Below are 24,171 nucleotides of genomic sequence, written 5' to 3' on the forward strand. Positions count from 1 at the left end.
GCTGGAAGGCGCAAGGGTTGAAATGGACGTTATCGGCGGTTTCTGGACCTCGGTGTTGGCCTTCCTTCTGGTCCTCACCGTGCTCGTCTTCGTGCACGAGCTTGGTCACTATCTGGTCGCGCGGCGCAACGGCGTGCGGATCGAGACCTTTTCCATCGGCTTCGGGCCGGAGATCTTCGGCTTTACCGACCGTGCCGGTACGCGCTGGAAGTTCAGCGCACTGCCGCTCGGCGGCTACGTCAAGATGTTCGGCGACGCCGATCCGGCCAGCACGCCGGGGGCGCACCTGACCGCGATGTCGGCGGAGGAGCGTGCGGTCTCCTTCCACCACAAGCGGGTGGGGCAGCGCGCGGCCATCGTCGCCGCCGGCCCGATTGCCAATTTCGTCTTTTCCATCGTCGTGCTGGCCCTGCTGTTCATGACCGCCGGCCAGTCCTTCACCCCGCCGGATGTCGGCGGCATCCAGCCCGGAAGTGCCGCGGAGCGCGCCGGCATCCAGCCGGGCGACCTGATCCTGTCGGTCGACGGAACCGGCGTTCAGCGCTTCGAGGAGATCCGCCAGATCGTCTCGATCCGTCCCGGCCAGCCGCTGGCGGTCGAGCTGAAGCGCGACGGCCGGGTGATGACCCTGACCGCGACGCCGGATTCGCAGACCGTCACCGACCGACTCGGCAACGCCCATCAGATCGGGCTGCTCGGGATCAGCCGCGGCAGCGTCGGAATGATGCGCCACGATCCCCTGACCGCCGTCTGGCAGGCGGGACGAGAAGTCGCAGGCATGATCACCGGCACCTTCACCGCGCTGGGCCAGATGGTCCAGGGATCGCGCGGGACGGAGGAACTGGGCGGACCGTTGCGCATCGCCCAGATGTCGGGCGAGGTGGCCCAGTCCGGCTGGTATCCGCTGGTTTGGTTCATGACCTTCCTGTCGGTCAATCTGGGGCTGATCAACCTGTTTCCGGTCCCGATGCTCGATGGCGGACACCTGCTTTTTTACGGGATCGAAAAGCTGCTCGGCCGGCCGTTGGGAGCGCGAGCGCAAGAATACGGTTTCCGAATTGGATTGGCCTTGGTATTAACGCTCATGGTCTTCGCCACGTGGAACGACCTGGTTCAGCTGCGCGTGGTCGATTTCTTCCGGGGACTGGTTTCCTAAAGCCAGCCCCTTGCCAGGGAGCGTGATTTGCCGGTGTCGAGCAAAGTTCTGGTGGCGGGCCTGCTGGCCGGCTGCGCCATGACGACGGTGTCTGTCGCCCACGCCCAGACCGCATCCTCGCCCGGACGGGCGACGGGTGCCACGGGGTCCATGGTCGCCCAGGTGTTCAGTGGCGGTACGGTGCGCGACATCCGGGTCGAAGGCACCCAGCGAATCGAACCCTCCACGGTCCGCTCCTATCTGACGATCCAGCCGGGCGACCCGTTCGATCCCGACCGGATCGATCAGTCGTTGAAGTCGCTGTTCAACACCGGTCTGTTCGCCGACGTCGTGCTGAAGCGCGAGGGCGATGCGCTGGTCGTGACGGTTGCCGAAAACCCGATCATCAACCGGATCGCGTTCGAAGGGAACCGGCGCATCGACAAGGAGACGCTGGATAAGGAAATCCAGCTGCGTCCCCGCGTCGTGTACACGCGCACCCGCGTTCAGTCCGACGTCCAGCGCATCCAGGACATCTATCGCCGCCAGGGCCGCTTCGGCGCGACGGTCGAGCCGAAGATCATCCAGCTCGACCAGAACCGCGTCGACCTGGTGTTCGAGATCAATGAAGGTGTGCGCACCGGTGTGCGTGGCATCACCTTCATCGGCAACGAACATTTTTCGGACGGCACCCTGCGCGAAAACGTCCAGACCAAGGAATCGGCCTGGTGGCGCTTCCTGACCTCGGATGACAATTACGATCCCGACCGGCTGAGCTACGACCGCGACCTGCTGCGCCGCTTCTACCTGAAGGAAGGCTATGCCGATTTCCGCGTGGTGTCTGCGGTTGCCGAGCTGACGCCGGACAAGTCGGACTTTTTCATCACCTTCACCATCGAGGAAGGTGAGCGTTACAAATTCGGCAAGGTCGACATCAACACCTCGCTGAAGCAGCTCGATCCGGCGGTTCTGCAGAACAGCGTGCTCACCACCGAAGGCGATTGGTACAACGCCCAGAAGGTGGAAGACACCATCACGAAGCTGACGAACGCCGTCGGCGATCTGCAATACGCTTTCGTAGATGTCCGGCCGCGGATCACGCGCAACCGCGAAACCCACACGATCGACATCACCTACGAGATCAACGAGGGGCCGCGCACCTTCGTTGACCGCATCGACATCTCGGGCAACGTCAGAACGCTCGACAAGGTGATCCGCCGCGAGATGCTGCTGTCTGAAGGCGACCCCTTCAACTCCTCGAAGTTGAAGCGCTCGGAACAGCGCATCAAGGATCTTGGCTTCTTCGAGCGCGTGAACATCACGACCGCCGAGAGCAGCGCACCCGACCGCACCGTGGTCAATGTCGACGTGGCCGAGCAGTCCACCGGTGAAATCTCCATCGGTGCCGGCTTCTCGACCTCCGACGGTCCGCTGGGTGACTTCTCGATCCGCGAGCGCAATCTCCTCGGCCGCGGTCAGGACCTGCGTCTGGGTGCGACCCTGTCGGGCCGGCGCCAGTTGTACGATATCTCCTTCACGGAGCCGTACTTCATGGACCGCGACCTGTCGGCCGGCGTCGACGTGTTCCGGACCCGCTACAACTACCAGGACGAAAGCTCGTTCAACGAGAAGAACACCGGCTTCGCCCTGCGCCTCGGCTATCCGCTGACCGAGCGTCTCCGCCAGCGCGTCTATTACCAGCTGCAGGACACGCTGATCGAGGAAGTGCCGACGACCGCGTCGAAGTACATCCAGGAGCAGCGCGGCGAACGGCTGACCTCGTTGATCGGCCAGGAGCTGACCTACGACGTCCGCAACAGCAAGCTGACGCCGACGGAAGGCTACTTTATCCGCCTGACCAACGACATTGCCGGCCTCGGCGGCTCGGTGCGCTTCCTGCGGAACAAGCTGGCCGGTGGATATTATCTGCCGCTCGGCGATGACCAATGGGTGCTCAGCACGACCGGTGAGATCGGGTATATCCACGGTCTCGGCAAGAAGGTCGACCTGGGCGACCGCTTCTTCATCGGTGGCGATACCCTGCGCGGCTTCAACACTGCCGGTATCGGCCCCCGCGACGTTTCGACCGGCGACGCACTGGGCGGCACGCGCTATGCCCGTGCCTCGGTGGAGATGAGCTTCCCGTTCGGCCTGCCAGAGGAATTCGGTCTGCTTGGGCATGCCTTCACCGACGTCGGCACCCTCGGCAAGGTCGACATCAATGATCCGAACGTGAAGGATGACGAGAGCATCCGTGTTTCCATCGGCACGGGTGTGTCGTGGAAGTCGCCGTTCGGCCCCATCCGGCTCGACGTCGCGCTGCCGATCCGCAAGGAAGGCTACGACAAGAAAGAGCTCGTCCGCTTCAGCTTCGGAACCAGGTTCTAAGATGCAATCCACGCTGTCCAAGACGCGGCTTCGCGTCGCCCTTCTGTCGGCCGTCACGGCTGCCGGTCTCGCTTTTTCCGTAGGTGCTGCTCAGGCCCAGTCGGCTCCCAAGGCGGAAGCTCCCAAGACCGATGTGCCGGCGCCGGGTGCGGAGCTGAAGGCTCCGGTCATCGCCGTGATCGACGTGCAGAAGATCATGCAGGAATCGAACGCATCGAAGGGCATCACCAAGTCCTTCGAATCGCTGCGCGACTCCTACCAGAAGGAAATCTCCACGCTGGAGGACAAGCTCCGCAAGAACGAGGACGAACTGCGCAAGCAGCAGACCGTTCTGTCGCCGGAAGCGCTCGCCACCAAGCGCCGTGACTTCGAAAAGCAGGTCGCCGACGTCCAGAAGACGGTGCAGACCCGCAAGCGCGCCCTGGAAACCAGCCTGAACGAGGCGATGGCTGTCGTTCACAAGACGATGGTCGAGGTGGTCGCGGACATTTCCCGTGAGCGGGGTGCCAACCTCGTTCTGGCCCGCCAGCAGTTCGTTCTGGTCGACACCCAGCTTGACGTCACCGATGTGGTGATGGAGCGGGTGAACAAGAAGCTGCCGCAGGTTGCGCTGAACGTTCCGAAGCAGTGATGCAAATCTGACCGGGGCCGCTGCCATCCCAGGCGGGACGGCAGCGGCCCCGTTCTGTTTCCGGTTTCGGTCCTCGTCCGGGTTCGGCGTTGCGGTCGCCGCGGAAATGGGGCAAGAAGGCGGGGCAAACAGGAAGGCGCCGGTGCTCCCCATCGGGGCGGCGGTGCCCGTTCCCTGAAACGGGGAATACTGAACCCTATCGGTTGGTGGAAAGGCGGGCGGCCGGGCAATGGACGTGACGGCGGACAACAGCGCACAAAGCAAAAAGATCGACGACATCGACATCCTGCGGATCATGAAGATGATTCCGCATCGCTACCCGATCCTGATGATCGACCGGGTGATCGATGTCACGCTGGGCGAAGGCGCCACCGGCGTGAAGAACGTCACGATCAACGAACCGTTCTTCCAGGGGCACTTCCCGTCGCGTCCGGTGATGCCGGGTGTGCTCATCATCGAGGCAATGGCCCAGACTTCCGCCGTTCTGGTGGTCGCCACGCTGGGGCCGGATGCCGAAGGCAAGCTGGTCTATTTCATGACCGTCGACGAGGCGCGTTTCCGCCGTCCCGTCACCCCCGGCGACACCATCCACATCCACGTCACCAAGCAGCGCCAGCGTGCCAACGTGTGGAAGTTCAAAGGCGAGGCCAAGGTCAACGGCGTTCTCGTCGCTGAAGCCGTCTATTCCGCCATGATTCTGGACGAAAAATGACCGTCACCATCCATCCGTCCGCCATCGTCGATCCCGCGGCCAAGCTTGGGGAAGGGGTAAACATCGGCCCCTTCTGCGTCGTCGGTCCCGACGTCACGCTGGGCGATGGCGTTCGGCTGGTGTCGCATGTGGCGGTCGATGGGCGCACCAGCATCGGTGCGGACACCGTCATCTACCCCTTTGCGTCCATCGGCCATCGCCCGCAGGATCTGAAGTTCCATGGCGAGCCGTCCGAGCTTGTCATCGGTGCCCGCAACCAGATTCGCGAGCATGTGACGATGAACCCCGGCACCGAGGGCGGCGGCATGATCACCCGCGTCGGCGACGACGGGCTGTTCATGATGGGCTCGCATGTGGCCCATGACTGCGTCGTCGGCGACCATGTCATCATGGCCAACAATGCCACCCTGGGTGGCCATGTGACCCTGGGTGACTATGTCATCATCGGCGGGTTGTCGGCGGTGCGCCAGTTCGTGCGCATCGGCTCCCACGCCATGATCGGCGGCATGTCGGGTGTCGAGAACGACGTGATCCCCTTCGGGCTCGTGATGGGTGACCGGGCGCGGCTGGCCGGCCTGAACCTTGTGGGGCTGGAGCGTCGCGGCTTCAAGAAGGACGACATCCACGCTCTTCGCGCTGCCTATCGCATGCTGTTCGGTCCGGAAGGCACCTTCGCCGAACGGGTCGACGGGGTCGGCCGCGATTTCGGCGAGCGGGCGCTGATTTCGGATGTTCTGTCCTTTATCCGGGCCAAGGAAGCCCGGTCTCTCTGCCAGCCGCGCGAGAGCTGAGGCAGCCGGCCGATGGCCGATACCAAGCAAAGTACTGGATCGCCGGCGGCTGGACCGAAGCTGGCGATCCTCGCCGGCGGCGGCACGCTGCCCGCCCGCATTGCCGAAGCGGTGCGTGGGCAGGGCCGCGACGTCTTCGTCGTTGCCTTCGACGGCCATACCGATCCGCAAACGGTTGCGGGACTTCCGCATCTGTGGAGCCGCTTCGGCGCTGCGGGCACGATCCTGCGCCGCCTTCACGACGAAGGCGTCGGGGAGGTCGTGCTTGCCGGACCGGTCAGGCGGCCGTCCTTCACCGAATTGATGCCGGACTGGCGCACCGCGCGCTTTCTCGCCCGCGTCGGGACACGCGCTTTGGGCGATGACGGCCTGCTGCGGGCCGTCGTGCGCGAGGTCGAGGAAGACGGGTTCCGTGTGGTCGGTTTGCACGAGCTGCTGAGGGATCTGCTGACCGTCGCAGGGCCGGTGGGCCGGCTGATGCCCGATGCCGATGCGGAGCGGGACATTGCCCGTGGGGTCGAGGTTGCCCGTGCCCTGGGCGCGCTCGATGTCGGACAGGGAGCGGTGGTCCAGCAAGGCATCGTCCTGGCGGTCGAGGCAATCGAAGGGACCGATGCGATGCTTGGCCGCTGCGCCGGATTGATCCGGCCGGGCCCTGGCGGCGTGTTGGTCAAGGTGAAGAAGCCCAAGCAGGACCGCCGCATCGACCTGCCCACCATGGGGGTCACCACCGTGGAGCGGGCAGCGGCCTCGGGGCTGCGTGGCATTGCGGTCGAAGCCGGCGGCAGCCTGCTGGTCGACCGTGCCGCGGTGGCCGAAGCGGCAGACCGTCTCGGCCTGTTCGTCGTCGGCATCGAGATCCCGCAATGACTGCCGGTGATATGGCTGACGATGTGGCTGGCGATGTACCGACGCTGTTCCTGATTGCAGGCGAACCTTCCGGCGATGCGCTTGGTGCGCGGCTGATGGCGGCGGCGAGGGGGCTGACCGGCGGCAAGGTGCGTTTCGTCGGTATCGGCGGCGAGCGGATGACGGCGGAAGGGCTGGTCAGCCTCTTTCCGATGGCGGAGCTGACGCTGTTCGGCATTTTCGAGCTGCTGCCCCATTTGCCGAACCTGATCCGCCGCATCGACCAGACGGTGGCAGAAATCCTGCGCATGCGTCCCGACGCGGTGGTCGGTATCGACTCGCCCGGATTCACGGTGCGCGTTGCGAAGAAGGTCCGTGCGGCCGATCCGGCAATTCCGTTGGTCCATTACGTGGCTCCGACGGTCTGGGCATGGAAGCCCAAGCGTGCCGCGAAATATGCGGCCATCTACGATCACCTTCTTGCGGTGCTTCCGTTCGAGCCGCCCTATTTCGAGAAGGAGGGGCTGGCTTGCACATTCGTCGGCCATTCGGTTGTCGAGGGGCAGGCGGGCAAGGGAGATGGCCCGGGATTCCGGCAACGCCATGGGATCGCTGCGACCGACCGTGTTGTCGCGGTGCTTCCAGGCAGCCGCAAGGGCGAAGTGTCGCGTCTGCTGCCGGATTTCCGCGCGACGCTGGAACTGCTGCGCCCGTCCCATCCCGATCTGGTAGCGGTGGTGCCGACAGTGGCAACGGTGCGCGACCGTGTCGCTGCCGCCATTGCCGACTGGCCGGTCCGAACCCTTCTTGTCGAGGGGGACACGGAGAAATACGATGCCTTCGCCGCAGCGGAGGTGGCACTCGCCGCCTCCGGTACCGTGGCGTTGGAGTTGGCGCTTGCCCGGCTGCCGACGGTCATCGCCTATCGTCTCAATCCGGTAACGGTCGCGCTCTATCGGCGGCTGATCCGGGTCAAATATGTGAACCTCGTCAACCTGATGCTCGACCGGATGCTGGTCCCGGAACTGCTGCAACAGGATTGCCGACCCGATAAACTGGCGGCCGAATTGGCGCGCCTGCTGGACGATCCGGAGGCGCGCCAGATGCAGATCGATGGCGTCGCCGAGGTTGCCCGTTGGCTGGGGCAGGGAGATATCCCACCGAGCGAGCGGGCCGCGCGCGCCATTCTGGACGTTGTTGCAGAGCACCGCTCGATCAGGCCCCAAGAGGGCAAACCCCGAACGGGAGAACAGAGACCATGAGCGAATTCCGTCTGTTGCACACGATGCTGCGCGTGTTGGATCTGGAGAAGTCGCTGGACTTCTACACCCGCCTGCTCGGCATGAAGCTGTTGCGCCGAAATGACTTTGAAGGCGGTCGTTTCACCCTTGCCTTCGTCGGCTATGGCGAAGAGTCCGACACCGCCGTTCTGGAATTGACCCACAACTGGGATCAGAAGGAGCCGTACGAGATCGGCACCGCCTATGGCCACATCGCGCTGGGCGTGCCGGACATCTACGGCACCTGCGAGAAGCTGGCGGCCGAAGGCGTGAAGATTCCGCGTCCGCCCGGCCCGATGAAGCACGGCACCACGGTGATCGCCTTCATCGAGGATCCGGACGGCTATAAGGTCGAACTGATCGAGCGGAAGTGACCGTTCGGTACATTACCGTTTTCGGGAAAGGGCGTGGTCGGTGACGGCCGCGCCCTTTTTCGATGCGGCCGGATCATCGACAGGAAGCCGGCGGAAGCGCGTCCGGTAACTCGCCGGACTGAGGCCCAGTCTTTGCCGGAAATGGTGGCGCAGGGTGGCGGCGGAACCGAATCCGGTCAAGGTTGCCACCTCCTCCACCGGCAGGCTGCTGCATTCCAGCACCTCGCGGGCCCGGGCCAGACGTTCGGTCAGCAGCCAGTCGCCGGGGGTGGTCCCGGTCATCGCCTGAAAACGACGCAGGAATGTCCGCAGGCTCATACCTGTCCGTGACGCCATGCTGGACAGGCTGTGCTCCTCCGCCAGCGTCTCCCGCAGATGATCGAGCAGGGGGGCCAGGCGCGCACCCTCGCGGGCTGTCGGCACGGGCGTTTCGATGAACTGCGCCTGACCGCCTTCGCGGTGAGGCTGCACCACCAGACGGCGGGCAACGCTGTTCGCCGCCTCCGGGCCGAAATCGCGACGAACGAGATGCAGGCAGAGGTCGATGCCGGCCGCGCTTCCGGCCGAGGTCAGAATGTTGCCTTCATCCACATACAGCACATCGGGCATCACCCGGATGTCGGGATAAAGGTCCGCAAGCGTTGCGGCATATCGCCAGTGCGTGGTCGCCCGGCGGCCATTCAACAGACCGGACGCGGCGAGAACGAAGGCGCCGGAGCAGATCGACAGGATGCGGGCGCCCCTGGAGTCCGCCTGTCGAAGGGCGGCAGTCAAGGCGGTGGGAACCGGCTCCATTGCGCCGCGCCATCCGGGGATAACGATGATGTCGGCTTGGTCGAGCAGGTCAAGACCGCCATCCGCCTCGACGCGGATGCCTCCCATGGCACGCAACGGGCCGTCGTCGAGTGCCGCAACGGCGAAACGATACCAGTCCGGCCCCAACTCCGGACGGGGCAGGCCGAACACCTCGACGGCGACACCGAACTCGAAGGTGCAGAGACCGTCATAGGCGAGCGCGACCGCCAGCGGGGAAGTGGCTTTTGGCATGAATCGCACGATAGCTGGCAGTCGCGCCACTTTCCAGCCGAAGCGCCCATGGGGATGATTGGGTCCTCATCATTCACCGGGCGATTGCAAAGAGGACAGCATGGCCAGTCTCGTCACCGAAATTCCCGCCGCCCCTTCCGAACAGGCGGAGGCCTACTTTGCCGGGCGCCTGTCACTGGAAACCGACTGCTGGGATGTTCACGATTCATCGAAGTCCGCGGCGCCGGATTTCGTGTTGCTCGATGTCCGCGGGCCGGCAGCTTATGCGCGCGGCCATGTACCGGGCGCCTTGAACCTGCCGCATGGCAAGATTACGGAGCGGCGGATGGCCGAGTGGCCGGAGGGAACGCTGTTCGTGGTCTATTGCGCCGGCCCCCACTGCAATGGGGCGGATCGCGCGGCTTTCCGTCTGGCGCGGATCGGGCGGCCGGTCAAACTGATGATCGGCGGCATAACCGGCTGGCTCGACGAAGGCTTCGCGCTGGAAAGTGACGGCTGAGGGAGTGCCTCAGACGAAAACGATCCCGGCGATCAGCGCCAGGATCAGCAGATAGACGACCAACCGGCGGACGCGCCAGCCAAGCGGCGCCCGGTTGTCGTTGGCTGGCGGGCGCAGACGCACCCGCCGGGCCGGAACGATGTACGCAGTCGGGTCCTGGGCGGCTCCATTGGAGCCGCCCATTCCGATATGGGCTGTGGGCCGGTTAGCCACGCTCGGCCAGCGGCACGAACGGCCGCTTGACATCGCCGGTGTAGAGCTGACGCGGACGGCCGATCTTCTGCACCGGATCCTCGATCATCTCCTTCCACTGGCTGATCCAGCCGACGGTGCGGGCCAGCGCGAACAGCACGGTGAACATGCTGGTCGGGAAGCCCATCGCCTTCAGGATGATGCCCGAGTAGAAATCGACGTTCGGATAGAGCTTCTTCTCGATGAAGTACTCGTCCGACAGGGCGATCTTCTCCAGCTCCATCGCGATGTCCAGCAGCGGCTCGTCCTTGATGCCGAGCTCGCCGAGAACCTCGTGGCAGGTCTGGCGCATGACCTGGGCACGCGGGTCGTAGTTCTTGTAGACCCGGTGGCCGAAGCCCATCAGGCGGAAGTTGTCGTTCTTGTCCTTGGCGCGGCGGACGAACTCGGGGATGCGCTCCACCGAACCGATCTCTTCCAGCATCTTCAGCACGGCTTCGTTCGCACCACCGTGGGCCGGACCCCACAGCGAGGCGATGCCGGCGGCGATGCAGGCGAACGGGTTGGCGCCCGACGAGCCGGCCAGACGGACGGTGGAGGTCGAGGCGTTCTGCTCGTGGTCGGCGTGCAGGATGAAGATCTTGTCCATCGCCTTGGACAGGATCGGGTTGACCTTGAACGGCTCGCAGGGCGTGCCGAAGGTCATGTAGAGGAAGTTCTCCGCGTAGGACAGGTCGTTGCGCGGATACATGAAGGGCTGGCCGGTCGAGTACTTGTAGGCCATCGCCGCGATCGTCGGCATCTTGGCGATCAGGCGGTGCGCGGCGATCTTGCGCGCGGTCGGATCGTTGATGTCCAGCGAGTCGTGGTAGAAGGCCGACAGGGCGCCGACGACGCCGCACATGATCGCCATCGGGTGGGCGTCACGGCGGAAGCCGCTGTAGAACTTGGTCAGCTGCTCGTGCACCATCGAGTGGCGGCGCAGGATGTTCTCGAACTCCGTGCGCTCGGCCGCGGTCGGCAGGTGGTTGTTGAGCAGGAGGAAGCAGACTTCAGGGAAGGTCGAATGCTCGGCCAGCTCATCGATGGCATAGCCGCGGTGCAGCAGCACACCCTCGTCGCCGTCGATGTAGGTGATGCCCGATTCGCAGCTGCCCGTGGAGGTGAAGCCCGGATCGTAGGTGAAATAGCCGGTCTCGGCGTAGAGCTTGCGGATGTCGATCACGCTCGGCCCGACGCTGCCGTGCATGATCGGCATCGTGACCTGCTTGCCCGTCTTATTGTCGATGAGGGTAACGGTGTCCTTGCCGTCCTCAGTCTGGGTCATCTCGGCACGTCCTTATCGTTGAGGGTCGGGCTTGGTGCCCTTTTTTCGTCGGCGCAGCATAGTTCCATGGCTGCCCGATGGCAACGCACGGAAATGACCATTATGCTGCACCCGCTGCATCGCGGATGCGAGAAAGCGTCGCTTCCCGACCCAGCAGTTCGGCCACCTCGAAGATCGGCGGCGACACCGTCGACCCGGTCAGCGCGGCGCGCAGCGGCTGCGCCACCTTGCCCAGCTTTTCGCCCCGTGCCTCGGCGAAGGCGCGGACCTGGGATTCGAGCGCGGCGGCGGTGAACTCCGGCTCGGCGGCGAAGGCGGCCGCCAGTTCCTTCAACAGAGCGCGGCCCTTTTCATCCAGCAGGGCGGATGCTTTTTCGTCATAGCTGAGCGGCTGCGGCGCAACGTAGAAGCGTGCGCTCTGGGCCAGATCGACGACGGTGCGGGCGCGCTGCTTCAGCCCGTTCATCGCCCGCGTCAGAAGGTCGCGTTCCGCATCGGACAGGCCGCGGCCGAGATCGGCCTCCAACCGCGGAGCGATCAGGCCGAGCAGGCGGGAATCGTCGGCCAGACGCATGTAATGGGCGTTCAGATTCTCCAGCTTGGCGAAGTCGAAGCGCGACGCCGACCGGCCGATGCTCTCCAGGTTGAACCACTCGATCGCCTGCTCGGTCGAGATGATCTCGTCGTCGCCATGCGACCAGCCGAGCCGCAGCAGATAGTTGCGGACCGCCTCCGGCAGATAGCCCATGTCGCGGTAGGCGTCGACGCCCAGCGCACCATGGCGCTTGGACAGCTTGGCGCCGTCCGGCCCGTGGATGAGCGGGATATGGCCGAAGCGCGGCAGGTCCCAGCCCATCGAATTGAAGATCTGGATCTGGCGGAAGGTGTTGGTCAGATGGTCGTCGCCGCGGATGACGTGGGTGACGCCCATGTCGTGGTCGTCCACCACCACCGCCAGCAGATAGGTTGGCGTGCCATCGGCGCGCAGCAGGATCAGGTCGTCGAGCTGGGCGTTCTGCACCGTCACCTCGCCCTGGACGAGGTCGTTCAGGACGGTCTGGCCTTCCTGCGGCGCCTTCAGGCGGATCACCGGTGCCACGCCCGGAGGGGCATCGGATTCGGGACGGTCGCGCCAGCGGCCGTCATAGCGCATCGGCTGGCCGGCGGCCTTCTGGGCGGCGCGCATCTCCTCCAGCTCTTCCGGGCTGCAATAGCAGCGATAGGCCTTGCCGGCGGCCAGCATCTGGTACGCGACCTCGGCATGGCGGTCCTTGCGCTCGAACTGGCTGACGACGTCGCCGTCCCAATCCAGGCCCAGCCACTTCAGCCCGTCGATGATGGCGTCCACCGCCGCGTCGGTGGACCGTTGCCGGTCGGTGTCTTCGATCCGCAGCAGGAACTTACCGCCGGTGTTGCGGGCGTACAGCCAGTTGAACAGGGCGGTGCGTCCACCGCCGATGTGCAGAAAGCCGGTCGGCGACGGAGCGAAGCGGGTGACGACGGTCATCGGTCTCTCAATTTCCGGTTCGGCGCTGGTATGATGCGCCGGTGGTTCGACACCGTGGTTTAACACAGCCACCCGGCTTGGAGGCAATGCGATGCACGCATGGACGGTCGTTGAGGGGCTCGCAGATGGCATCGCTGCGTCGGGAATCCGTTACCGGTGACGGCCGCCGGCTGGCCGGAGGAGGAAACCGACGGTCCCCCGGTGCTTGGCGGACGCTGGCGGCGCCTGCTGGCGCGCATGGGCGGGCGACTCGTGGCGCTGGCGGAGGCGGAGGGCGAGCGCTGGGTGCTGTGGCTGCCCGTCGCCTTCGGGGCGGGCGTGTCGTTCTATTTCGGGCTGCGGCAGGAGCCCGACTGGTGGATCGGCGGGGCGGCGGCCGGCGGCTGCACGGTGCTGGTGCTGGCGCTGCGGCGATGGTTCGCCATGGCCGGCGTGGCGATGGCGCTGCTGATGCTGGCGGCGGGGTTCCTGGTGGCGCAGGCGCACACCATCCGCATGGCGGCGCCGGTGCTGACCCGCAGCATCGCCGGCGCGACCGTCACCGGCCGCGTGATGGTGGTGGAGCGGCGGCCGGGCGCGACGCGGATCACCCTGCGGGACGTGACCGTCAGCAAGCTGGCGCCGGAACGGACGCCGGCCGCCGTGCGCATCCGCCTGTCGGACCGCTTCCCGGCACCGGCGCCCGGATCGGTGGTACGGCTGCGCGCGACGCTGCTGCCGCCGCAGGCGCCGGCCGAACCCGGCGCCTTCGACTTCCAGCGGCGGGCCTGGTTCATGGGGCTGGGCGGCACGGGCTTCGCCACCGGTGCGCCGGAACTGGTCGAGGCGCCGCCGGTGACGGGGTGGAGCACGGTCGCCGTCGCCTTCGAGAAGGCGCGCGGCGCGATTGCCGAGCGGGTGGCGGCTGCCATCGGCGACCCGGTGGAGGCGAGCGTCACCACGGCGCTGCTGAACGGCGAGGAATTCGGCATCCCGGAAGCGACGATGGACGACTTCCGCAACAGCGGGCTGGCTCATCTGCTGTCGATCTCCGGCCTTCATGTCGGCATCGCCGCCGGCATCCTGTTCTATGTCGTGCGGGCGTTGCTGGCGGCGGTGCCCTATATCGCGCTGCGGTGGCCGATCAAGAAGATCGCGGCGCTGTTCGGCATCCTGTCGGCACTCGCCTACACGCTGCTGGTCGGGGCGCCCCTGCCGACGGTGCGGTCGGTGCTGATGACCGGCATGGTGATGGGGGCGATCATGCTGGACCGCCACCCGTTGAGCATGCGGCTGGTCGCCTTCGCCGGGCTGGTCACCATGGCGATGGACCCGGAGGGGATGCTGGGGCCGAGCTTCCAGATGTCCTTCGCCGCGGTGGTGGCGCTGATTGCCGCCTTCGAGAAAGGCAGCGTCAGGCTGGCGGAATGGCGGCGCGATGCGGGATGGATCGTGCGCGGGCTGTTCTATGTCGGCGGGATCCTGCTGACCAGCGTGGTGGCGACGCTGGCGACCTTGCCCTTCTCGCTCTTCCATTTCCAGCAGATCGCCTTCTACGGCGTGCTGTCGAACCTGATCGCGATTCCCATCACGTCCTTCTGGGTCATGCCGTGGAGCCTGATCGCCTATGCGCTGCTGCCCTTCGGACTGGAGGCGCCGGCGCTGATCGCCATGAACTGGGGCGACCGGGCGGTGATCTGGACGGCGGAATTCTTCGGCCGTCTCCCCTGGGCATCGCTGACCGTGCCGGCGATGCCGGCGGAAGGGTTCGCGCTGCTGGTGATGGGAGGAATCTGGCTGTGCCTCTGGACGCGGTGGTGGCGTTGGCTGGGTATGCTGCCGGTCCTGGCTGGGCTAGCCTCGCCGATGCTGGCGGTGCGGCCGGATGTGCTGGTTGCCGGCGACGGGACGGTGATGGCGGTCAGGCTGCCGGATGGGCGGCTCAGCGCGTCGGTCAAGGGCGGCGGGCGGATGACCGAAACCTGGCGGGAGCGCGATGGCGAGCGGTCGGTTGCCGACCCCTGGCCGGCCGATGGGGGATGGAGCGGGGGAGGGCGCTCGCTAGAGTGCGATGCGCTTGGCTGCCTGTACCGGGTTCAGGGAAGGACGGTGGCCTTGCCGAGGCTGCCGGATGCTCTGGACGAGGACTGCGGGGCAGCCGATGCGGTGGTGACGGCGGAGGTGGCGCGGCGCTGCCGGGCGGACCTGGTGGTGGACCGCTGGACCCTGCGCCATGAAGGCGCGCATGCGCTGACGGTGACCGCCGAGGGGGTAACGGTGGAGACGGTGCGCGGGCTGCGGGGAGATCGGCCCTGGACCGGGAGACAGTGAAAGGAGCTTGAACCTCGCCGATCCCATCCGCCGCGGGGACGGAGGAGGGGATCGGCGGCCGGGCACGAAAAGGTCAGTACTTGCGCACGAGACCGACCAGCTTGCCCTGTACGCGGACACGGTCGGCGCCGAAGATGCGGGTTTCGTAGGCGGCGTTGGCGGGCTCCAGGGCGATGGTGTTGCCCTTGCGGCGCAGGCGCTTCAGCGTCACTTCGCCTTCATCCACCAGAGCGACGACAATCGTGCCATTCTCCGCCGCATCGCAGCGCTGGATGACGATGGTGTCGTGGTCGAGGATGCCGGCTTCGATCATCGAGTCGCCGGAAACCTCCAGCGCATAATGGTCACCACCGGTCAGCATCGAGGCGGGAACGTCGACGAAGGCGCTGTTGTCGCGCAGGGCCTCGATCGGCGTACCGGCGGCGATCCGGCCATAAAGCGGGAGCTGCACCGTCTCGTTCGCGGCGGCCGGGGTCGGGGCGGGGGGAGCGGTATCGCGGCCGGCGAAGGCGAAATCGCCCTTGATGACGTTGGGCTGGAACTTCGGCTTGGAAGCCACGGTCCGGTTGCGGGAGGCGTCGAGACCCTCGGGAAGGCGCAGAACCTCCAGCGCACGGGCCCGGTGGGGCAGGCGGCGGATGAACCCGCGTTCCTCCAGCCCGGTGATCAGGCGATGGATACCCGACTTGGACTTCAGGCCCAGGGCGTCCTTCATCTCGTCGAACGACGGCGAGACACCGCCCTGGCCAAGCCGTTCGTGGATGAACAGCAGCAATTCGTGCTGCTTGCGCGTGAGCATGGATGCCTCCCGGCTTCGGCCAGACTGAAGATGGAACAAAAACTAAACGTTGCTCCATGTTCTAGTTTGGTTCCTGCCGCGCGTCAAGCCCTCCAACGGCTTCTTTTAGAACTTGTGTGGAACATTTGGAACGGCCTGAAACAGTTTTCCTGGTGATGTTCACCTGTTCCAATCCTCGCCCAAGCGCCATGTCCTGGCGCTCTGTTCAAGTCTAAATGCTGAGCACCCCATCCGTCAAAGGAAGCACGGTCACCATGGCGCCCGCCGGCTCAGGATCGGCATGGGGCGGGCGGGGGATCAGGCAATCAGCCTGGGCGTACAGGGTGGTGATTGCGCTGTCCTGCCGGGCGAAGGGCGTGACGGTCAGGACACCGTCCGGGCCGGCGGCGAGGGTGGCGCGCAGAAATTCCTCGCGCCGGTCGTTGGCCCTCAGCGCGCCGGTCAGGCGGGCGCGCAACGGCACGCGGTCGTCCTCCGGCGGCAGGCCCTGCAGCACGCGCAGGATCGGACGGAGGAACAGGAGCGCGGTGACCCCGGTGGACACCGGGTTGCCGGGCAGGCCAAGCAGAGGCACCGACCCGGCACGGCCGAACATCAGCGCCTTGCCCGGACGCATCGCCACCGTCTGCACCTCCAGCGCCACGCCGCGTTCGGCCAGCACATCGCGCACGAGGTCGTAATCGCCCTGCGCCGCGCCGCCGGTGGTGACCAGCAGGTCGCAGCCGGCGGCTCCCTTCGCCAGGGCCGCCACACTTTCCGGCGTGTCTTTGGCGACGCCCAGATTGTGGGCGAGCCCGCCCTGGGCGGTCACCAGGGCGCAGAGGCCGAGCGCATTGGTGCTGACGATCTGGCTCGGCCCCAGCGGGTCGCCGGGCAGGGCGATCTCGTCGCCGGTGGCGAGGATGGCAATGCGCGGCCGGCGATGGACCGACAGCCACGGCACGTTGCCGCCGGCTGCCAGCGCGATGTCGCGCGCGGTCAGGCGGCGTCCCTTCGGCAGAAGCTCCTGGCCGGCCGTGAAGTCGAAGCCGGCCTCGCGGACGAAGCGACCGGCTGCCACGGCGCGGCCGATCCGCACGGTGGCGTCGTCGGCGCTGCAATCCTCCTGCATCACAACGGCGTCGGCACCGTCGGGCAGGGGCGCGCCGGTGAAGATGCGCACCGCCTCGCCGGCGCCGACGCCGCCGGTGAAGGCATGGCCGGCAGCGGATTCGCCGATGCGGCGCAGCGGGACGGGGGCCTCGGCGGTCGCGGCGGCGATGTCGGCGGCACGCACGGCCCAGCCATCCATGGCGGCGGCATGGAAGGGCGGCTGGGTCAGCCGGGCGATCACAGGCTCGGCCAGCACGCGGCCGAGAGCGTCGGGCAGGGCGACAATCTCCGCCGGGAGGGCGGCGAAGGCCGACAGGATGCGGGCGCGCGCCTCGGCGACGGAGATCATGGCGTCAGGCTCCGGCGGAGGAGGACGTGGACGCGCCCCACTCGCCGCTCTTGCCGCCGGCCTTGTGCAGCAGACGCACGTCGGTGACCGTCATGCCGCGGTCCACCGCCTTGCACATGTCGTAGACGGTCAACGCTGCGACGGTGACGGCGGTCAGCGCCTCCATCTCCACGCCGGTCTGGCCCTTCAGCTTGCAGGTCGCCGTCACGTCCACCGCGTTGCGGGAGGGATCGCAGGACAGGTCGACCTTGACCGAGGTCAGCATCAGCGGGTGGCACAGCGGGATCAGGTCGGGCGTGCGCTTGGCCCCCATGATGCCGGCCAGCCGGGCGACCGACAGCACGTCGCCCTTCTTCACCCCGCCCTGCATGATGAGATCAAGGGTTTCCTGCTGCATCAGCACGGTCGCCGCGGCGGTGGCGGTGCGTTCGGTATCGGCCTTGTCGGAGACGTCGACCATCACCGCCTTGCCCTCGGCGTCGAAATGGGTGAAGCCGGTCATCGCACGGTCTCCGTTAGACGCTTTTCCATGAAGATGCTGACGCCGTTGTCTTCGTAGCAGGCATAGGGGCCGCGGTCGGTGAAGCCGGCCTTGCGGTAGAGCGCCAGCGCCTCGGGCTGATGAATGCCCGATTCGAGCATAAGCGCGTCCAGGCCTTCCGCCCGTGCCTGCTCTTCCAGCCGGGCGAGCAGGCGGTCGCCGATGCGCTGTCCACGGGCGGCGGGATCGACATACATCCGCTTGATCTCGCCATAGCCGGCCGGATCGACGCGGAGTGCTGCGCAGCCGACCGGAACGCCGTCCTTGCGGGCGACGAGGAAGCGCAGGTCCGGCGCCTCAAGCTCGCCGATGTCGAGCAGGTGGCAGGTGTCCGCCGGGTAGAGGTCGAGCAGATAGCGGTCGAGCGCCGCCACCAGCGCGACCACGGCATCCTGGCGCGGGCTCTCCGCAGCGATCACCACATCGGCTCCCGCTTCTGCTCCCGTATCGGCCACCACATCGGTCATCGCATCACACCGGAGCCAGCAGGGCGCGGGTGGCGGCAGTGACGTCGGCCTGCCGCATCAGCGATTCGCCGACCAGGAAGCAGCGCGCCCCGACCTTCGCCATCCGGGCCAGATCGACGGGGCTGTAGAGCCCGCTCTCCGCCACCAGCATGCGATCGGCCGGAACGGTGGCGGCCAGTTCTTCCGTCGTCGCAATATCGACCGCCAAGGTCTTGAGATTGCGGTTGTTGACGCCCAGCAACGGCGTCTTCAGCAGCAGGGCGCGGTCCAGTTCGGCGCGGTCGTGCACCTCGACCAGCACGTCCAGCCCCTGGGCGATGGCGGCGTCCTCGATCTCCGCCGCCTGGGCGTCGGACAGGGACGCCATGATGATCAGAATGCAGTCGGCCCCCAATGCGCGGGCTTCGACGATCTGATAAGGATCGACCATGAAGTCCTTGCGCAGAACCGGCAAATCCACCGCGGCGCGGGCGGCCACCAGATACTCGTCCTTGCCCTGGAAATAGGGCTCGTCGGTCAGCACCGACAGGCAGGTGGCGCCGCCCTCGCGGTAGGCACGGGCCAGCGCCGGCGGGTCGAAATCGGGACGGATCAGGCCCTTGGACGGGCTCGCCTTCTTGATCTCGGCGATCAGGCCGTAACGCCCGGCCTCGACCGCGGCGCTCAGCGCCCGGATGAAGCCGCGCGGCGGGTTGGTCTCGTTGGCGGCCCTGGCGGCGGCCTCCACCTCCGACAAAGGGCGGGCGGCCTTGCGGGAGGCCACCAAGGCGCGCTTGTCGTCGTTGATGCGGGTCAGAACGTCGCTCATCAGGCCACTGCCTCGTTGGTGATGGCGACCAGCCGGCGCAGGCGGTCGCGGGCGCCGCCGCTGTCGATGGCGTCGGCGGCCATGGCGACACCGTCCTTCAGGGTCGCGGCCTTGCCGGACACCAGCAGGGCGGCGGCGGCGTTCAAGAGAACGATGTCGCGGTAGGGGCTGCGCACGCCGTCGAACAGGGCGTGGATCGCCTCGGCGTTGACCTGGGCGTCGCCGCCCTTCAACTCCTCGATCCGGGCGCGCGGCAGGCCGGCATCCTCCGGCGTGACCTCGAACACCGTCACCTCGCCGTCCTTCAACTGGGCAACGGTGGTAGGGCCGGTGGTGGTGATCTCGTCCAGCCCGTCGGATCCGTGGACCACCCAGGCGGCCTCGGAGCCCAGCCGCTTCAGCACCTGGGCCAGCGGTTCCACCCACTGCTTGGAGAAGACGCCGAGCACCTGCCGTTTGGCGGTCGCCGGATTGGCGAGCGGACCCAGCAGGTTGAAAACGGTGCGGGTGCCAAGCTCGACACGGGTCGGGCCGACGTTGCGCATGGCGAGGTGGTGGCGCGGCGCCATCAGGAAGGCGATGCCGGCATCCCACAGCGCCTTGCGAACCAGCGCGAAGTCGCAGTCGAGGTTGACGCCGAGCGAACCGAGCACGTCGGCGGCACCGGACTTCGACGAGATGGCGCGGTTGCCGTGCTTGGCGACCGGCACGCCGCAGGACGACACGACCAGCGCCGCGGCTGTGGAGATGTTGTAGGTGCCGGCGCCGTCGCCGCCGGTGCCGCAGGTGTCGATGGTGCCGGGAGGCGCTTCGACGGGGATCGCCTTGGCGCGCATGACGCGGGCGGCGCCGGTGATCTCGTCCACCGTCTCGCCGCGGACGCGCAGCGCCATCAGGAAGCCGCCCATCTGCGACGGGGTGGCGTTGCCGGACATGATGATGTCGAAGGCGAAGCCGGCCTCAGCCTCGGTCAGGGCGGCGCCGGTGGCGACCTTGCCCAGGATGGCCTTCATGTCGGACAGATCGCCGCTCATGCCGCGGTCTCCAGCGCAGCGCTTTCCGGGTGGGAACGGGTCAGATCCAGGAAGTTCTGCAGGATCTTGTGACCGTGCTCGCTCTCGATGCTTTCGGGGTGGAACTGCACGCCGTGGATCGGCAGCTCTCGGTGGGCCAGCGCCATGATCAGGCCGTCGGCGGTCTCGCCGGTCACCTCCAGGCAGGCGGGCAGCGTGTCGCGCTCGACGATCAGCGAGTGGTAGCGGGTGGCGCGGAACGGGCTAGGCAGGCCGGCGAGCACGCCGCGGCCCTCGTGCCGGATGTTGTCGACCTTGCCGTGCATGGGTACCGGCGCGCGGATCACCCGGCCGCCGAAGGCCTGCCCGATGGACTGGTGGCCGAGGCAGACGCCCATCAGCGGCAGGCGGGCCTTGGCGGCGGCATCGATCAGGGGCAGGCAGATGCCGGCGCGGTCGGGATCGCAGGGGCCGGGCGACAGGACGATGCCGTCGGGGCGGAGCGCCATTGCCTCCTCCACCGTCAGGGCGTCGTTGCGGCGGACCTGCACGTCGGCGCCAAGCTCGCCCAGATAATGGACGAGGTTGTAGGTAAAGCTGTCGTAATTATCGATGAGCAGCAGCATGCGCCTTCCGCCTTCCACCTTTGCCCGGCCACCTTCGCCCGGGTCGTCCGGGCCGTTCCGGCCCTGTTCCAACGATGGACACCCTAGCGGCTGAAAGGGCGGATTTCCAGCCTCCGCGCAGAACTTCGCCGTGGGGCCTCGCGTCCTCAGCGGCAGTCGAGCTGCGGCGGCGTCTTCGGCTCGTCCAGGACGTCGCCGCGGATGTCGGTTTCCAGCGTCAGCGTGCAGCGGCGGGTCTGGTGCGGCAGGTCGGCGGCGAGCGTCGCCTCGGTGCCGCGATACCGGCAGAGCACGAACAACTTGCCGCGCTGCGCGGCGTCGAACTCCCAGAGCTGGACCAGACGACGCGCGTGCCTGGTCTCGCTGTCGGGCGCCAGGGTGGTGCGCGAGGTGGTTGCCATCTGCTGGGCGCGGTCGCCTTCGATCAGGGTGATGCCGATGAAGCTGTGGCTGTCGCGGCCCGGATAGGGCGCCCAGCCGCCCGGTGCTTCCGGCTGGGCGGTCACGCTGATGGTCGGCGGGCATTGCGGGCCGCCGGCGGCCAGCGCAGAGGAGGTGGAGGCAGCCAGCAGCAGCGGGACGGTGACAAGGTACGGGCGCATCGGGCAATCTCCGGGGACCGGTCGGGCCGTTGAAATGACGGCGCCGTTGCGGCGGTCGTCTGTGTCGTTTGAGCAATTGCGGTCGCTGCGGCAGGGTGCCACTGTGCGCCGCCCCGGTCGCAGGATGGACGTCGTCACCATGGCCCGCAAGGCGCCTTCGAAAGCCCGCAAGGTTCCGCTTCCCCCCTTTCTGTCGAATCCCTTCGTCCTGGCTCTGGCGGCGGTCGCTGCGGTGTTCGCGGTGGCGATGGGCGTGGCGACGCTGACCGGTGGCCGGTCCGGCGGCGAGCGTGCCCAGCAGGCAGCCGTTCAACAGGCTCCGGCCCAGCAGGCCCAGACACAGCAGGCTGCCGTGCCGCCGGCGCCCCCCTCGCTGCCGGCGGTGAAGACGGAGGCTCCGGCGCCTGCCCAGCATGCAGCCGAAGGACCGGAGCATGCGGTGCCGGAAAAGCCGGCCCAGGCGGAAACGCGTCCGCCCGCGACCACCGTGGCGATGCTGCCGCCGCCGGTTCCCCCGGCCCAGCCGCCGGTGCAGGCGCCCTCGGGCAATGCGGCATTGTGGCGCAGGAATGCGCTGCCGGCCGAGATTCCGCAGGGCAGGCCGATCATCGCCATCGTCATCGACGACATGGGGCTCGACCGCAAGCGCTCGTCCCGGATGGCCGGACTGCACGGTCCGCTGACGCTGTCCTGGCTGCCCTATGCCCGCGACCTGTCGGCCCAGTCGAAGGCGGCCCGCGCCAACGGGCATGAACTGATGCTGCACATGCCGATGGAGCCCAGCGTGAAGGCCGATCCGGGTCCGAACGCGCTGCTGGTCTCGCTGGACAAGGGCGAGATCGTGAAGCGGTTCCGCGCGGCGCTGGACAGCTTCGATGGCTATGTCGGGGTGAACAACCACATGGGCAGCCGATTCACCGCCGACCGCGCGGCTCTGGCGCCGGTGCTGACGGAACTGCACCGGCGCGGACTGCTGTGGCTGGACAGCCGGACGACGCCCAACAGCGCCGGAATTGGGCTGGCGCAGGAACTGAAGATGCCCTGGATCGGGCGCGACGTGTTCCTCGACAATGTGGAAACGGTGGCGGCGGTGAAGGCCCAGCTGACCAAGACCGAACAGGTGGCGAAGCGTCAGGGTTACGCCGTCGCCATCGGCCACCCGCACGATGCGACAATCGAGGCTCTGGCGTCCTGGCTGCCGGATGTGCAAAAGCGTGGCTTCGTTCTTGTCCCGGTCAGCGCGGTGGTGCGGACGCACCATGCCGGCGGCTGACCCGATTCAAAGGAAGCCCGTGGCGATGCCAGTAACGATGACCGATGCGTACAAGGTGGATGGGATGACCTGCAGCGGCTGCGCCCGCTCCGTTTCGAACGCGATCACCAAGGCGGCCCCCAATGCCGCGGTGACCGTCGATCTCGCAACCGGCACCGTCGTGGTCGCCGGCGGCATCCCGGCCGAACTGGTGCAGCAGGCGGTCGAGGCGGCCGGATTCGATTTCGGTGGAGCGGCGGCCTGACCGCTCCGCTGTTGCGGCGCAACAAAACCGTTTTCTTGTTGTGGGTATTGCGGCATGCTCGGACCGATGCGATCCGTTCCGCGAGGGTGCGATGCCGCTCTATTCCTATCGTTGCAAGTCCTGCGACCAGGGGTTCGAAACCCTGGTCCGCTCCGGTGAGACGCCTGCCTGCCCGTCCTGCGGCGGTGCCGACCTGACCCGCCAGGTGTCGAATGTGGCGCCGGAGGGCAAGTCCGGCGCCATCCTCCAGTCCGCCCGCCGGCAGGCCTCCAGGGAGGGGCATTTCAGCAACTATTCGCGGTCTGAACGGCCAAAGGTCTAAGCAGGTCAGGCGGCGGAGCCGGGGGCGGCGACTTCGGCCGTCACGGTCGTGGCGATCCAAGTCTCCAGACGCTCGGCCGCCGCCTGCCAGTCCTGTTCCAGCATCATCGCATGGCCCATGTCCGGCATGAACACCGGCTGGGTGCCCAGTGCCATCGCGGTGGCGACGATTTCCGCGCGCGGGAACAGCAGATCCTCCTCGGCCCCCATCACCAGCACCGGCATGTCGCGAGGCGGCAGGACGGGGAAGGGGATCCAGCCGCCGATGTCGAGCAGGACGCGGCGCGATTCCTCCTGCAGAAAGCTCTCGTACTTGGCCGCTTCGGCGTGCGGCATCTTGTCGGAGAACATGGCGCGGCGGATGGCGTCGGGGTTGATCGCGGTCTCGCCGAAGCTCATCAGCATCGACATCTGCTGGAACACGTAGGGCGAGCGCCAGGCCAGCCCCATGGTGGAGGTCAGCAGGCCGTAGGGCGGTGCCGACGCCATCAGCACGCCGGCCGGAAAGCGGCGCTTCGCCAGCGCGCGCTGCACCACCATGCCCCCCATCGAGTGGCCGATCAGCACCGGGGGAGCGGACAGGCGGCCCGCCGCCTCCAGCACGTCGTCGACATAGTCGGCGATGCCGAAATCATGCAGCCGGTCGCGCCCTTCGCTGTTGCCGTGGCCGCGGAGCGAGACGGCATGCGCTTCCCACCCACGCTCGGCGAACCAAGGCAGGAACTTGGCGTCCCAGATCCAGGCCCCGCTGAAGGCGCCATGGACGAACAGGAGCGGCGGCATCTTCGCGGTACCGGAGGGGCGGCGGCTGATGATTTCCAGGTGGGACATCGGATCGCAGGTTGTTGTTTTGCGCTGCAATAAGCATGGTGGGCGAAATGGCGCCTGTCCAGCCACGGTCCCGGCAACCCAGCTTTGTAAGGGCCTGCTCTGTAAGGGGACTTGAGCCGTTTGACGCCGCCGGTGCGGTTTGCGACAGTCCGGACCCGCAACA

Annotated in this window: 26 protein-coding genes; 13 read left to right on the forward strand and 13 right to left on the reverse strand. The window is 67.0% G+C overall.

The window, feature by feature from the left end:
- Positions 1-22 precede the first annotated feature (22 nt).
- From rseP to gloA, 8 genes are all read left to right on the forward strand, one after another.
- Entirely contained in the window at positions 23-1,156 is a 1,134-nt protein-coding gene (gene rseP, locus GBZ48_RS03835; protein ID WP_109049994.1) for an RIP metalloprotease RseP, read from the forward strand.
- A 78-nt stretch (positions 1,157-1,234) separates the two neighbouring features.
- The gene (bamA, locus tag GBZ48_RS03840) at positions 1,235-3,523 is read left to right on the forward strand and encodes an outer membrane protein assembly factor BamA (protein WP_425485971.1); all 2,289 of its coding nucleotides are present in this window, start codon (positions 1,235-1,237) and stop codon (positions 3,521-3,523) included.
- Between the two features lies 1 nt (position 3,524).
- A complete protein-coding gene (locus GBZ48_RS03845) occupies positions 3,525-4,154 on the forward strand; it encodes an OmpH/Skp family outer membrane protein (RefSeq protein ID WP_174469807.1) in 630 nt (209 codons plus the stop codon).
- Between the two features lie 229 nt (positions 4,155-4,383).
- Positions 4,384-4,866, forward strand: a complete 483-nt coding sequence (gene fabZ / locus GBZ48_RS03850) for a 3-hydroxyacyl-ACP dehydratase FabZ (protein ID WP_174469808.1) — start codon at positions 4,384-4,386, stop codon at positions 4,864-4,866.
- Positions 4,863-5,657, forward strand: coding sequence for an acyl-ACP--UDP-N-acetylglucosamine O-acyltransferase (gene lpxA, locus GBZ48_RS03855; RefSeq protein ID WP_098739972.1), 795 nt, complete (start codon positions 4,863-4,865; stop codon positions 5,655-5,657). Before fabZ ends, lpxA begins: the two co-directional genes overlap by 4 nt.
- Positions 5,658-5,669: 12 nt before the next feature.
- The gene (locus GBZ48_RS03860; RefSeq protein ID WP_174469809.1) at positions 5,670-6,527 is read left to right on the forward strand and encodes an LpxI family protein; all 858 of its coding nucleotides are present in this window, start codon (positions 5,670-5,672) and stop codon (positions 6,525-6,527) included.
- 11 nt (positions 6,528-6,538) lie between these two features.
- Positions 6,539-7,768: a lipid-A-disaccharide synthase gene (gene lpxB, locus GBZ48_RS03865; protein ID WP_174469810.1), complete on the forward strand. Its 1,230-nt coding sequence runs from the start codon at positions 6,539-6,541 to the stop codon at positions 7,766-7,768.
- On the forward strand, positions 7,765-8,160 hold the full coding sequence (gloA, locus tag GBZ48_RS03870) for a lactoylglutathione lyase (RefSeq protein WP_098739969.1): 396 nt from the start codon (positions 7,765-7,767) through the stop codon (positions 8,158-8,160). Before lpxB ends, gloA begins: the two co-directional genes overlap by 4 nt.
- A 12-nt stretch (positions 8,161-8,172) precedes the next feature.
- Here the strand turns inward: gloA and ftrA are convergent, their stop codons facing one another.
- The gene (ftrA, locus tag GBZ48_RS03875) at positions 8,173-9,207 is read right to left on the reverse strand and encodes a transcriptional regulator FtrA (protein ID WP_174469811.1); all 1,035 of its coding nucleotides are present in this window, start codon (positions 9,205-9,207) and stop codon (positions 8,173-8,175) included.
- Between the two features lie 100 nt (positions 9,208-9,307).
- On the opposite strand from ftrA, the gene GBZ48_RS03880 reads away from it, so the two are divergent.
- Entirely contained in the window at positions 9,308-9,706 is a 399-nt protein-coding gene (locus GBZ48_RS03880; protein WP_174469812.1) for a rhodanese-like domain-containing protein, read from the forward strand.
- Positions 9,707-9,715: 9 nt separating this feature from the next.
- On the opposite strand, the gene GBZ48_RS03885 is transcribed toward GBZ48_RS03880, so the two are convergent.
- The 3 genes from GBZ48_RS03885 to gltX all read right to left on the reverse strand — a co-directional run bounded on the left by GBZ48_RS03885 (position 9,716) and on the right by gltX (position 12,732).
- Entirely contained in the window at positions 9,716-9,889 is a 174-nt protein-coding gene (locus GBZ48_RS03885) for a hypothetical protein (RefSeq protein WP_158285584.1), read from the reverse strand.
- Positions 9,890-9,911: 22 nt separating this feature from the next.
- Entirely contained in the window at positions 9,912-11,225 is a 1,314-nt protein-coding gene (gene gltA / locus GBZ48_RS03890) for a citrate synthase (RefSeq protein ID WP_174469813.1), read from the reverse strand.
- Between the two features lie 100 nt (positions 11,226-11,325).
- Positions 11,326-12,732, reverse strand: coding sequence for a glutamate--tRNA ligase (gltX, locus tag GBZ48_RS03895; RefSeq protein ID WP_174469814.1), 1,407 nt, complete (start codon positions 12,730-12,732; stop codon positions 11,326-11,328).
- A 156-nt stretch (positions 12,733-12,888) separates the two neighbouring features.
- On the opposite strand from gltX, the gene GBZ48_RS03900 reads away from it, so the two are divergent.
- Positions 12,889-15,042 carry a ComEC/Rec2 family competence protein gene (locus GBZ48_RS03900; RefSeq protein ID WP_174469815.1) on the forward strand — a complete coding sequence of 718 codons (2,154 nt, stop codon included), beginning with the start codon at positions 12,889-12,891 and terminating at the stop codon, positions 15,040-15,042.
- 73 nt (positions 15,043-15,115) lie between these two features.
- On the opposite strand, the gene lexA is transcribed toward GBZ48_RS03900, so the two are convergent.
- The 8 genes from lexA to GBZ48_RS03940 form a co-directional block, all read right to left on the reverse strand.
- On the reverse strand, positions 15,116-15,841 hold the full coding sequence (gene lexA / locus GBZ48_RS03905) for a transcriptional repressor LexA (protein ID WP_174469816.1): 726 nt from the start codon (positions 15,839-15,841) through the stop codon (positions 15,116-15,118).
- 211 nt (positions 15,842-16,052) lie between these two features.
- Complete coding sequence (locus GBZ48_RS03910; protein WP_174469817.1) at positions 16,053-17,282, reverse strand: molybdopterin molybdotransferase MoeA; 1,230 nt, start codon at positions 17,280-17,282, stop codon at positions 16,053-16,055.
- A gap of 4 nt (positions 17,283-17,286) precedes the next feature.
- Complete coding sequence (gene moaC / locus GBZ48_RS03915) at positions 17,287-17,784, reverse strand: cyclic pyranopterin monophosphate synthase MoaC (protein WP_174469818.1); 498 nt, start codon at positions 17,782-17,784, stop codon at positions 17,287-17,289.
- A complete protein-coding gene (locus GBZ48_RS03920) occupies positions 17,781-18,290 on the reverse strand; it encodes a GNAT family N-acetyltransferase (RefSeq protein ID WP_174469819.1) in 510 nt (169 codons plus the stop codon). The genes moaC and GBZ48_RS03920 overlap by 4 nt, the downstream gene beginning before the upstream one ends.
- 4 nt (positions 18,291-18,294) lie before the next feature.
- The gene (gene trpC / locus GBZ48_RS03925) at positions 18,295-19,098 is read right to left on the reverse strand and encodes an indole-3-glycerol phosphate synthase TrpC (RefSeq protein ID WP_174469820.1); all 804 of its coding nucleotides are present in this window, start codon (positions 19,096-19,098) and stop codon (positions 18,295-18,297) included.
- On the reverse strand, positions 19,098-20,132 hold the full coding sequence (gene trpD / locus GBZ48_RS03930; protein WP_174469821.1) for an anthranilate phosphoribosyltransferase: 1,035 nt from the start codon (positions 20,130-20,132) through the stop codon (positions 19,098-19,100). The genes trpC and trpD overlap by 1 nt, the downstream gene beginning before the upstream one ends.
- Positions 20,129-20,737: an anthranilate synthase component II gene (locus GBZ48_RS03935; RefSeq protein ID WP_174469822.1), complete on the reverse strand. Its 609-nt coding sequence runs from the start codon at positions 20,735-20,737 to the stop codon at positions 20,129-20,131. Before GBZ48_RS03935 ends, trpD begins: the two co-directional genes overlap by 4 nt.
- A 146-nt stretch (positions 20,738-20,883) precedes the next feature.
- Complete coding sequence (locus GBZ48_RS03940; RefSeq protein ID WP_174469823.1) at positions 20,884-21,339, reverse strand: STY0301 family protein; 456 nt, start codon at positions 21,337-21,339, stop codon at positions 20,884-20,886.
- 124 nt (positions 21,340-21,463) lie between these two features.
- Here GBZ48_RS03940 and GBZ48_RS03945 point away from each other — a divergent pair, with 124 nt between their 5' ends.
- The 3 genes from GBZ48_RS03945 to GBZ48_RS03955 all read left to right on the forward strand — a co-directional run bounded on the left by GBZ48_RS03945 (position 21,464) and on the right by GBZ48_RS03955 (position 23,178).
- Positions 21,464-22,612, forward strand: a complete 1,149-nt coding sequence (locus GBZ48_RS03945; protein ID WP_246306961.1) for a divergent polysaccharide deacetylase family protein — start codon at positions 21,464-21,466, stop codon at positions 22,610-22,612.
- 25 nt (positions 22,613-22,637) lie between these two features.
- Positions 22,638-22,856: a heavy-metal-associated domain-containing protein gene (locus tag GBZ48_RS03950; protein WP_423316126.1), complete on the forward strand. Its 219-nt coding sequence runs from the start codon at positions 22,638-22,640 to the stop codon at positions 22,854-22,856.
- 91 nt (positions 22,857-22,947) lie between these two features.
- Positions 22,948-23,178, forward strand: a complete 231-nt coding sequence (locus GBZ48_RS03955; protein ID WP_174469824.1) for an FmdB family zinc ribbon protein — start codon at positions 22,948-22,950, stop codon at positions 23,176-23,178.
- 5 nt (positions 23,179-23,183) lie between these two features.
- Here the strand turns inward: GBZ48_RS03955 and GBZ48_RS03960 are convergent, their stop codons facing one another.
- A complete protein-coding gene (locus GBZ48_RS03960; protein WP_174469825.1) occupies positions 23,184-24,008 on the reverse strand; it encodes an alpha/beta hydrolase in 825 nt (274 codons plus the stop codon).
- Positions 24,009-24,171 lie beyond the last annotated feature (163 nt).

It is taken from the genome of Azospirillum melinis, from assembly GCF_013340935.1.
In the GTDB taxonomy this organism is placed as follows: Bacteria; Pseudomonadota; Alphaproteobacteria; order Azospirillales; family Azospirillaceae; genus Azospirillum; species Azospirillum melinis.

What these genes read in the sequence shown, in the direction of transcription:
- rseP (WP_109049994.1), top strand. Translation starts at nt 23, where the DNA reads ATGGACGTTATCGGCGGTTTCTGGACCTCGGTGTTGGCCTTCCTTCTG.
- bamA (WP_425485971.1), top strand. Translation starts at nt 1,235, where the DNA reads ATGACGACGGTGTCTGTCGCCCACGCCCAGACCGCATCCTCGCCCGGA.
- GBZ48_RS03845 (WP_174469807.1), top strand. Translation starts at nt 3,525, where the DNA reads ATGCAATCCACGCTGTCCAAGACGCGGCTTCGCGTCGCCCTTCTGTCG.
- fabZ (WP_174469808.1), top strand. Translation starts at nt 4,384, where the DNA reads ATGGACGTGACGGCGGACAACAGCGCACAAAGCAAAAAGATCGACGAC.
- lpxA (WP_098739972.1), top strand. Translation starts at nt 4,863, where the DNA reads ATGACCGTCACCATCCATCCGTCCGCCATCGTCGATCCCGCGGCCAAG.
- GBZ48_RS03860 (WP_174469809.1), top strand. Translation starts at nt 5,670, where the DNA reads ATGGCCGATACCAAGCAAAGTACTGGATCGCCGGCGGCTGGACCGAAG.
- lpxB (WP_174469810.1), top strand. Translation starts at nt 6,539, where the DNA reads ATGGCTGACGATGTGGCTGGCGATGTACCGACGCTGTTCCTGATTGCA.
- gloA (WP_098739969.1), top strand. Translation starts at nt 7,765, where the DNA reads ATGAGCGAATTCCGTCTGTTGCACACGATGCTGCGCGTGTTGGATCTG.
- ftrA (WP_174469811.1), bottom strand. Translation starts at nt 9,207, where the DNA reads ATGCCAAAAGCCACTTCCCCGCTGGCGGTCGCGCTCGCCTATGACGGT.
- GBZ48_RS03880 (WP_174469812.1), top strand. Translation starts at nt 9,308, where the DNA reads ATGGCCAGTCTCGTCACCGAAATTCCCGCCGCCCCTTCCGAACAGGCG.
- GBZ48_RS03885 (WP_158285584.1), bottom strand. Translation starts at nt 9,889, where the DNA reads ATGGGCGGCTCCAATGGAGCCGCCCAGGACCCGACTGCGTACATCGTT.
- gltA (WP_174469813.1), bottom strand. Translation starts at nt 11,225, where the DNA reads ATGACCCAGACTGAGGACGGCAAGGACACCGTTACCCTCATCGACAAT.
- gltX (WP_174469814.1), bottom strand. Translation starts at nt 12,732, where the DNA reads ATGACCGTCGTCACCCGCTTCGCTCCGTCGCCGACCGGCTTTCTGCAC.
- lexA (WP_174469816.1), bottom strand. Translation starts at nt 15,841, where the DNA reads ATGCTCACGCGCAAGCAGCACGAATTGCTGCTGTTCATCCACGAACGG.
- GBZ48_RS03910 (WP_174469817.1), bottom strand. Translation starts at nt 17,282, where the DNA reads ATGATCTCCGTCGCCGAGGCGCGCGCCCGCATCCTGTCGGCCTTCGCC.
- moaC (WP_174469818.1), bottom strand. Translation starts at nt 17,784, where the DNA reads ATGACCGGCTTCACCCATTTCGACGCCGAGGGCAAGGCGGTGATGGTC.
- GBZ48_RS03920 (WP_174469819.1), bottom strand. Translation starts at nt 18,290, where the DNA reads ATGACCGATGTGGTGGCCGATACGGGAGCAGAAGCGGGAGCCGATGTG.
- trpC (WP_174469820.1), bottom strand. Translation starts at nt 19,098, where the DNA reads ATGAGCGACGTTCTGACCCGCATCAACGACGACAAGCGCGCCTTGGTG.
- trpD (WP_174469821.1), bottom strand. Translation starts at nt 20,132, where the DNA reads ATGAGCGGCGATCTGTCCGACATGAAGGCCATCCTGGGCAAGGTCGCC.
- GBZ48_RS03935 (WP_174469822.1), bottom strand. Translation starts at nt 20,737, where the DNA reads ATGCTGCTGCTCATCGATAATTACGACAGCTTTACCTACAACCTCGTC.
- GBZ48_RS03940 (WP_174469823.1), bottom strand. Translation starts at nt 21,339, where the DNA reads ATGCGCCCGTACCTTGTCACCGTCCCGCTGCTGCTGGCTGCCTCCACC.
- GBZ48_RS03945 (WP_246306961.1), top strand. Translation starts at nt 21,464, where the DNA reads ATGGACGTCGTCACCATGGCCCGCAAGGCGCCTTCGAAAGCCCGCAAG.
- GBZ48_RS03950 (WP_423316126.1), top strand. Translation starts at nt 22,638, where the DNA reads ATGCCAGTAACGATGACCGATGCGTACAAGGTGGATGGGATGACCTGC.
- GBZ48_RS03955 (WP_174469824.1), top strand. Translation starts at nt 22,948, where the DNA reads ATGCCGCTCTATTCCTATCGTTGCAAGTCCTGCGACCAGGGGTTCGAA.
- GBZ48_RS03960 (WP_174469825.1), bottom strand. Translation starts at nt 24,008, where the DNA reads ATGTCCCACCTGGAAATCATCAGCCGCCGCCCCTCCGGTACCGCGAAG.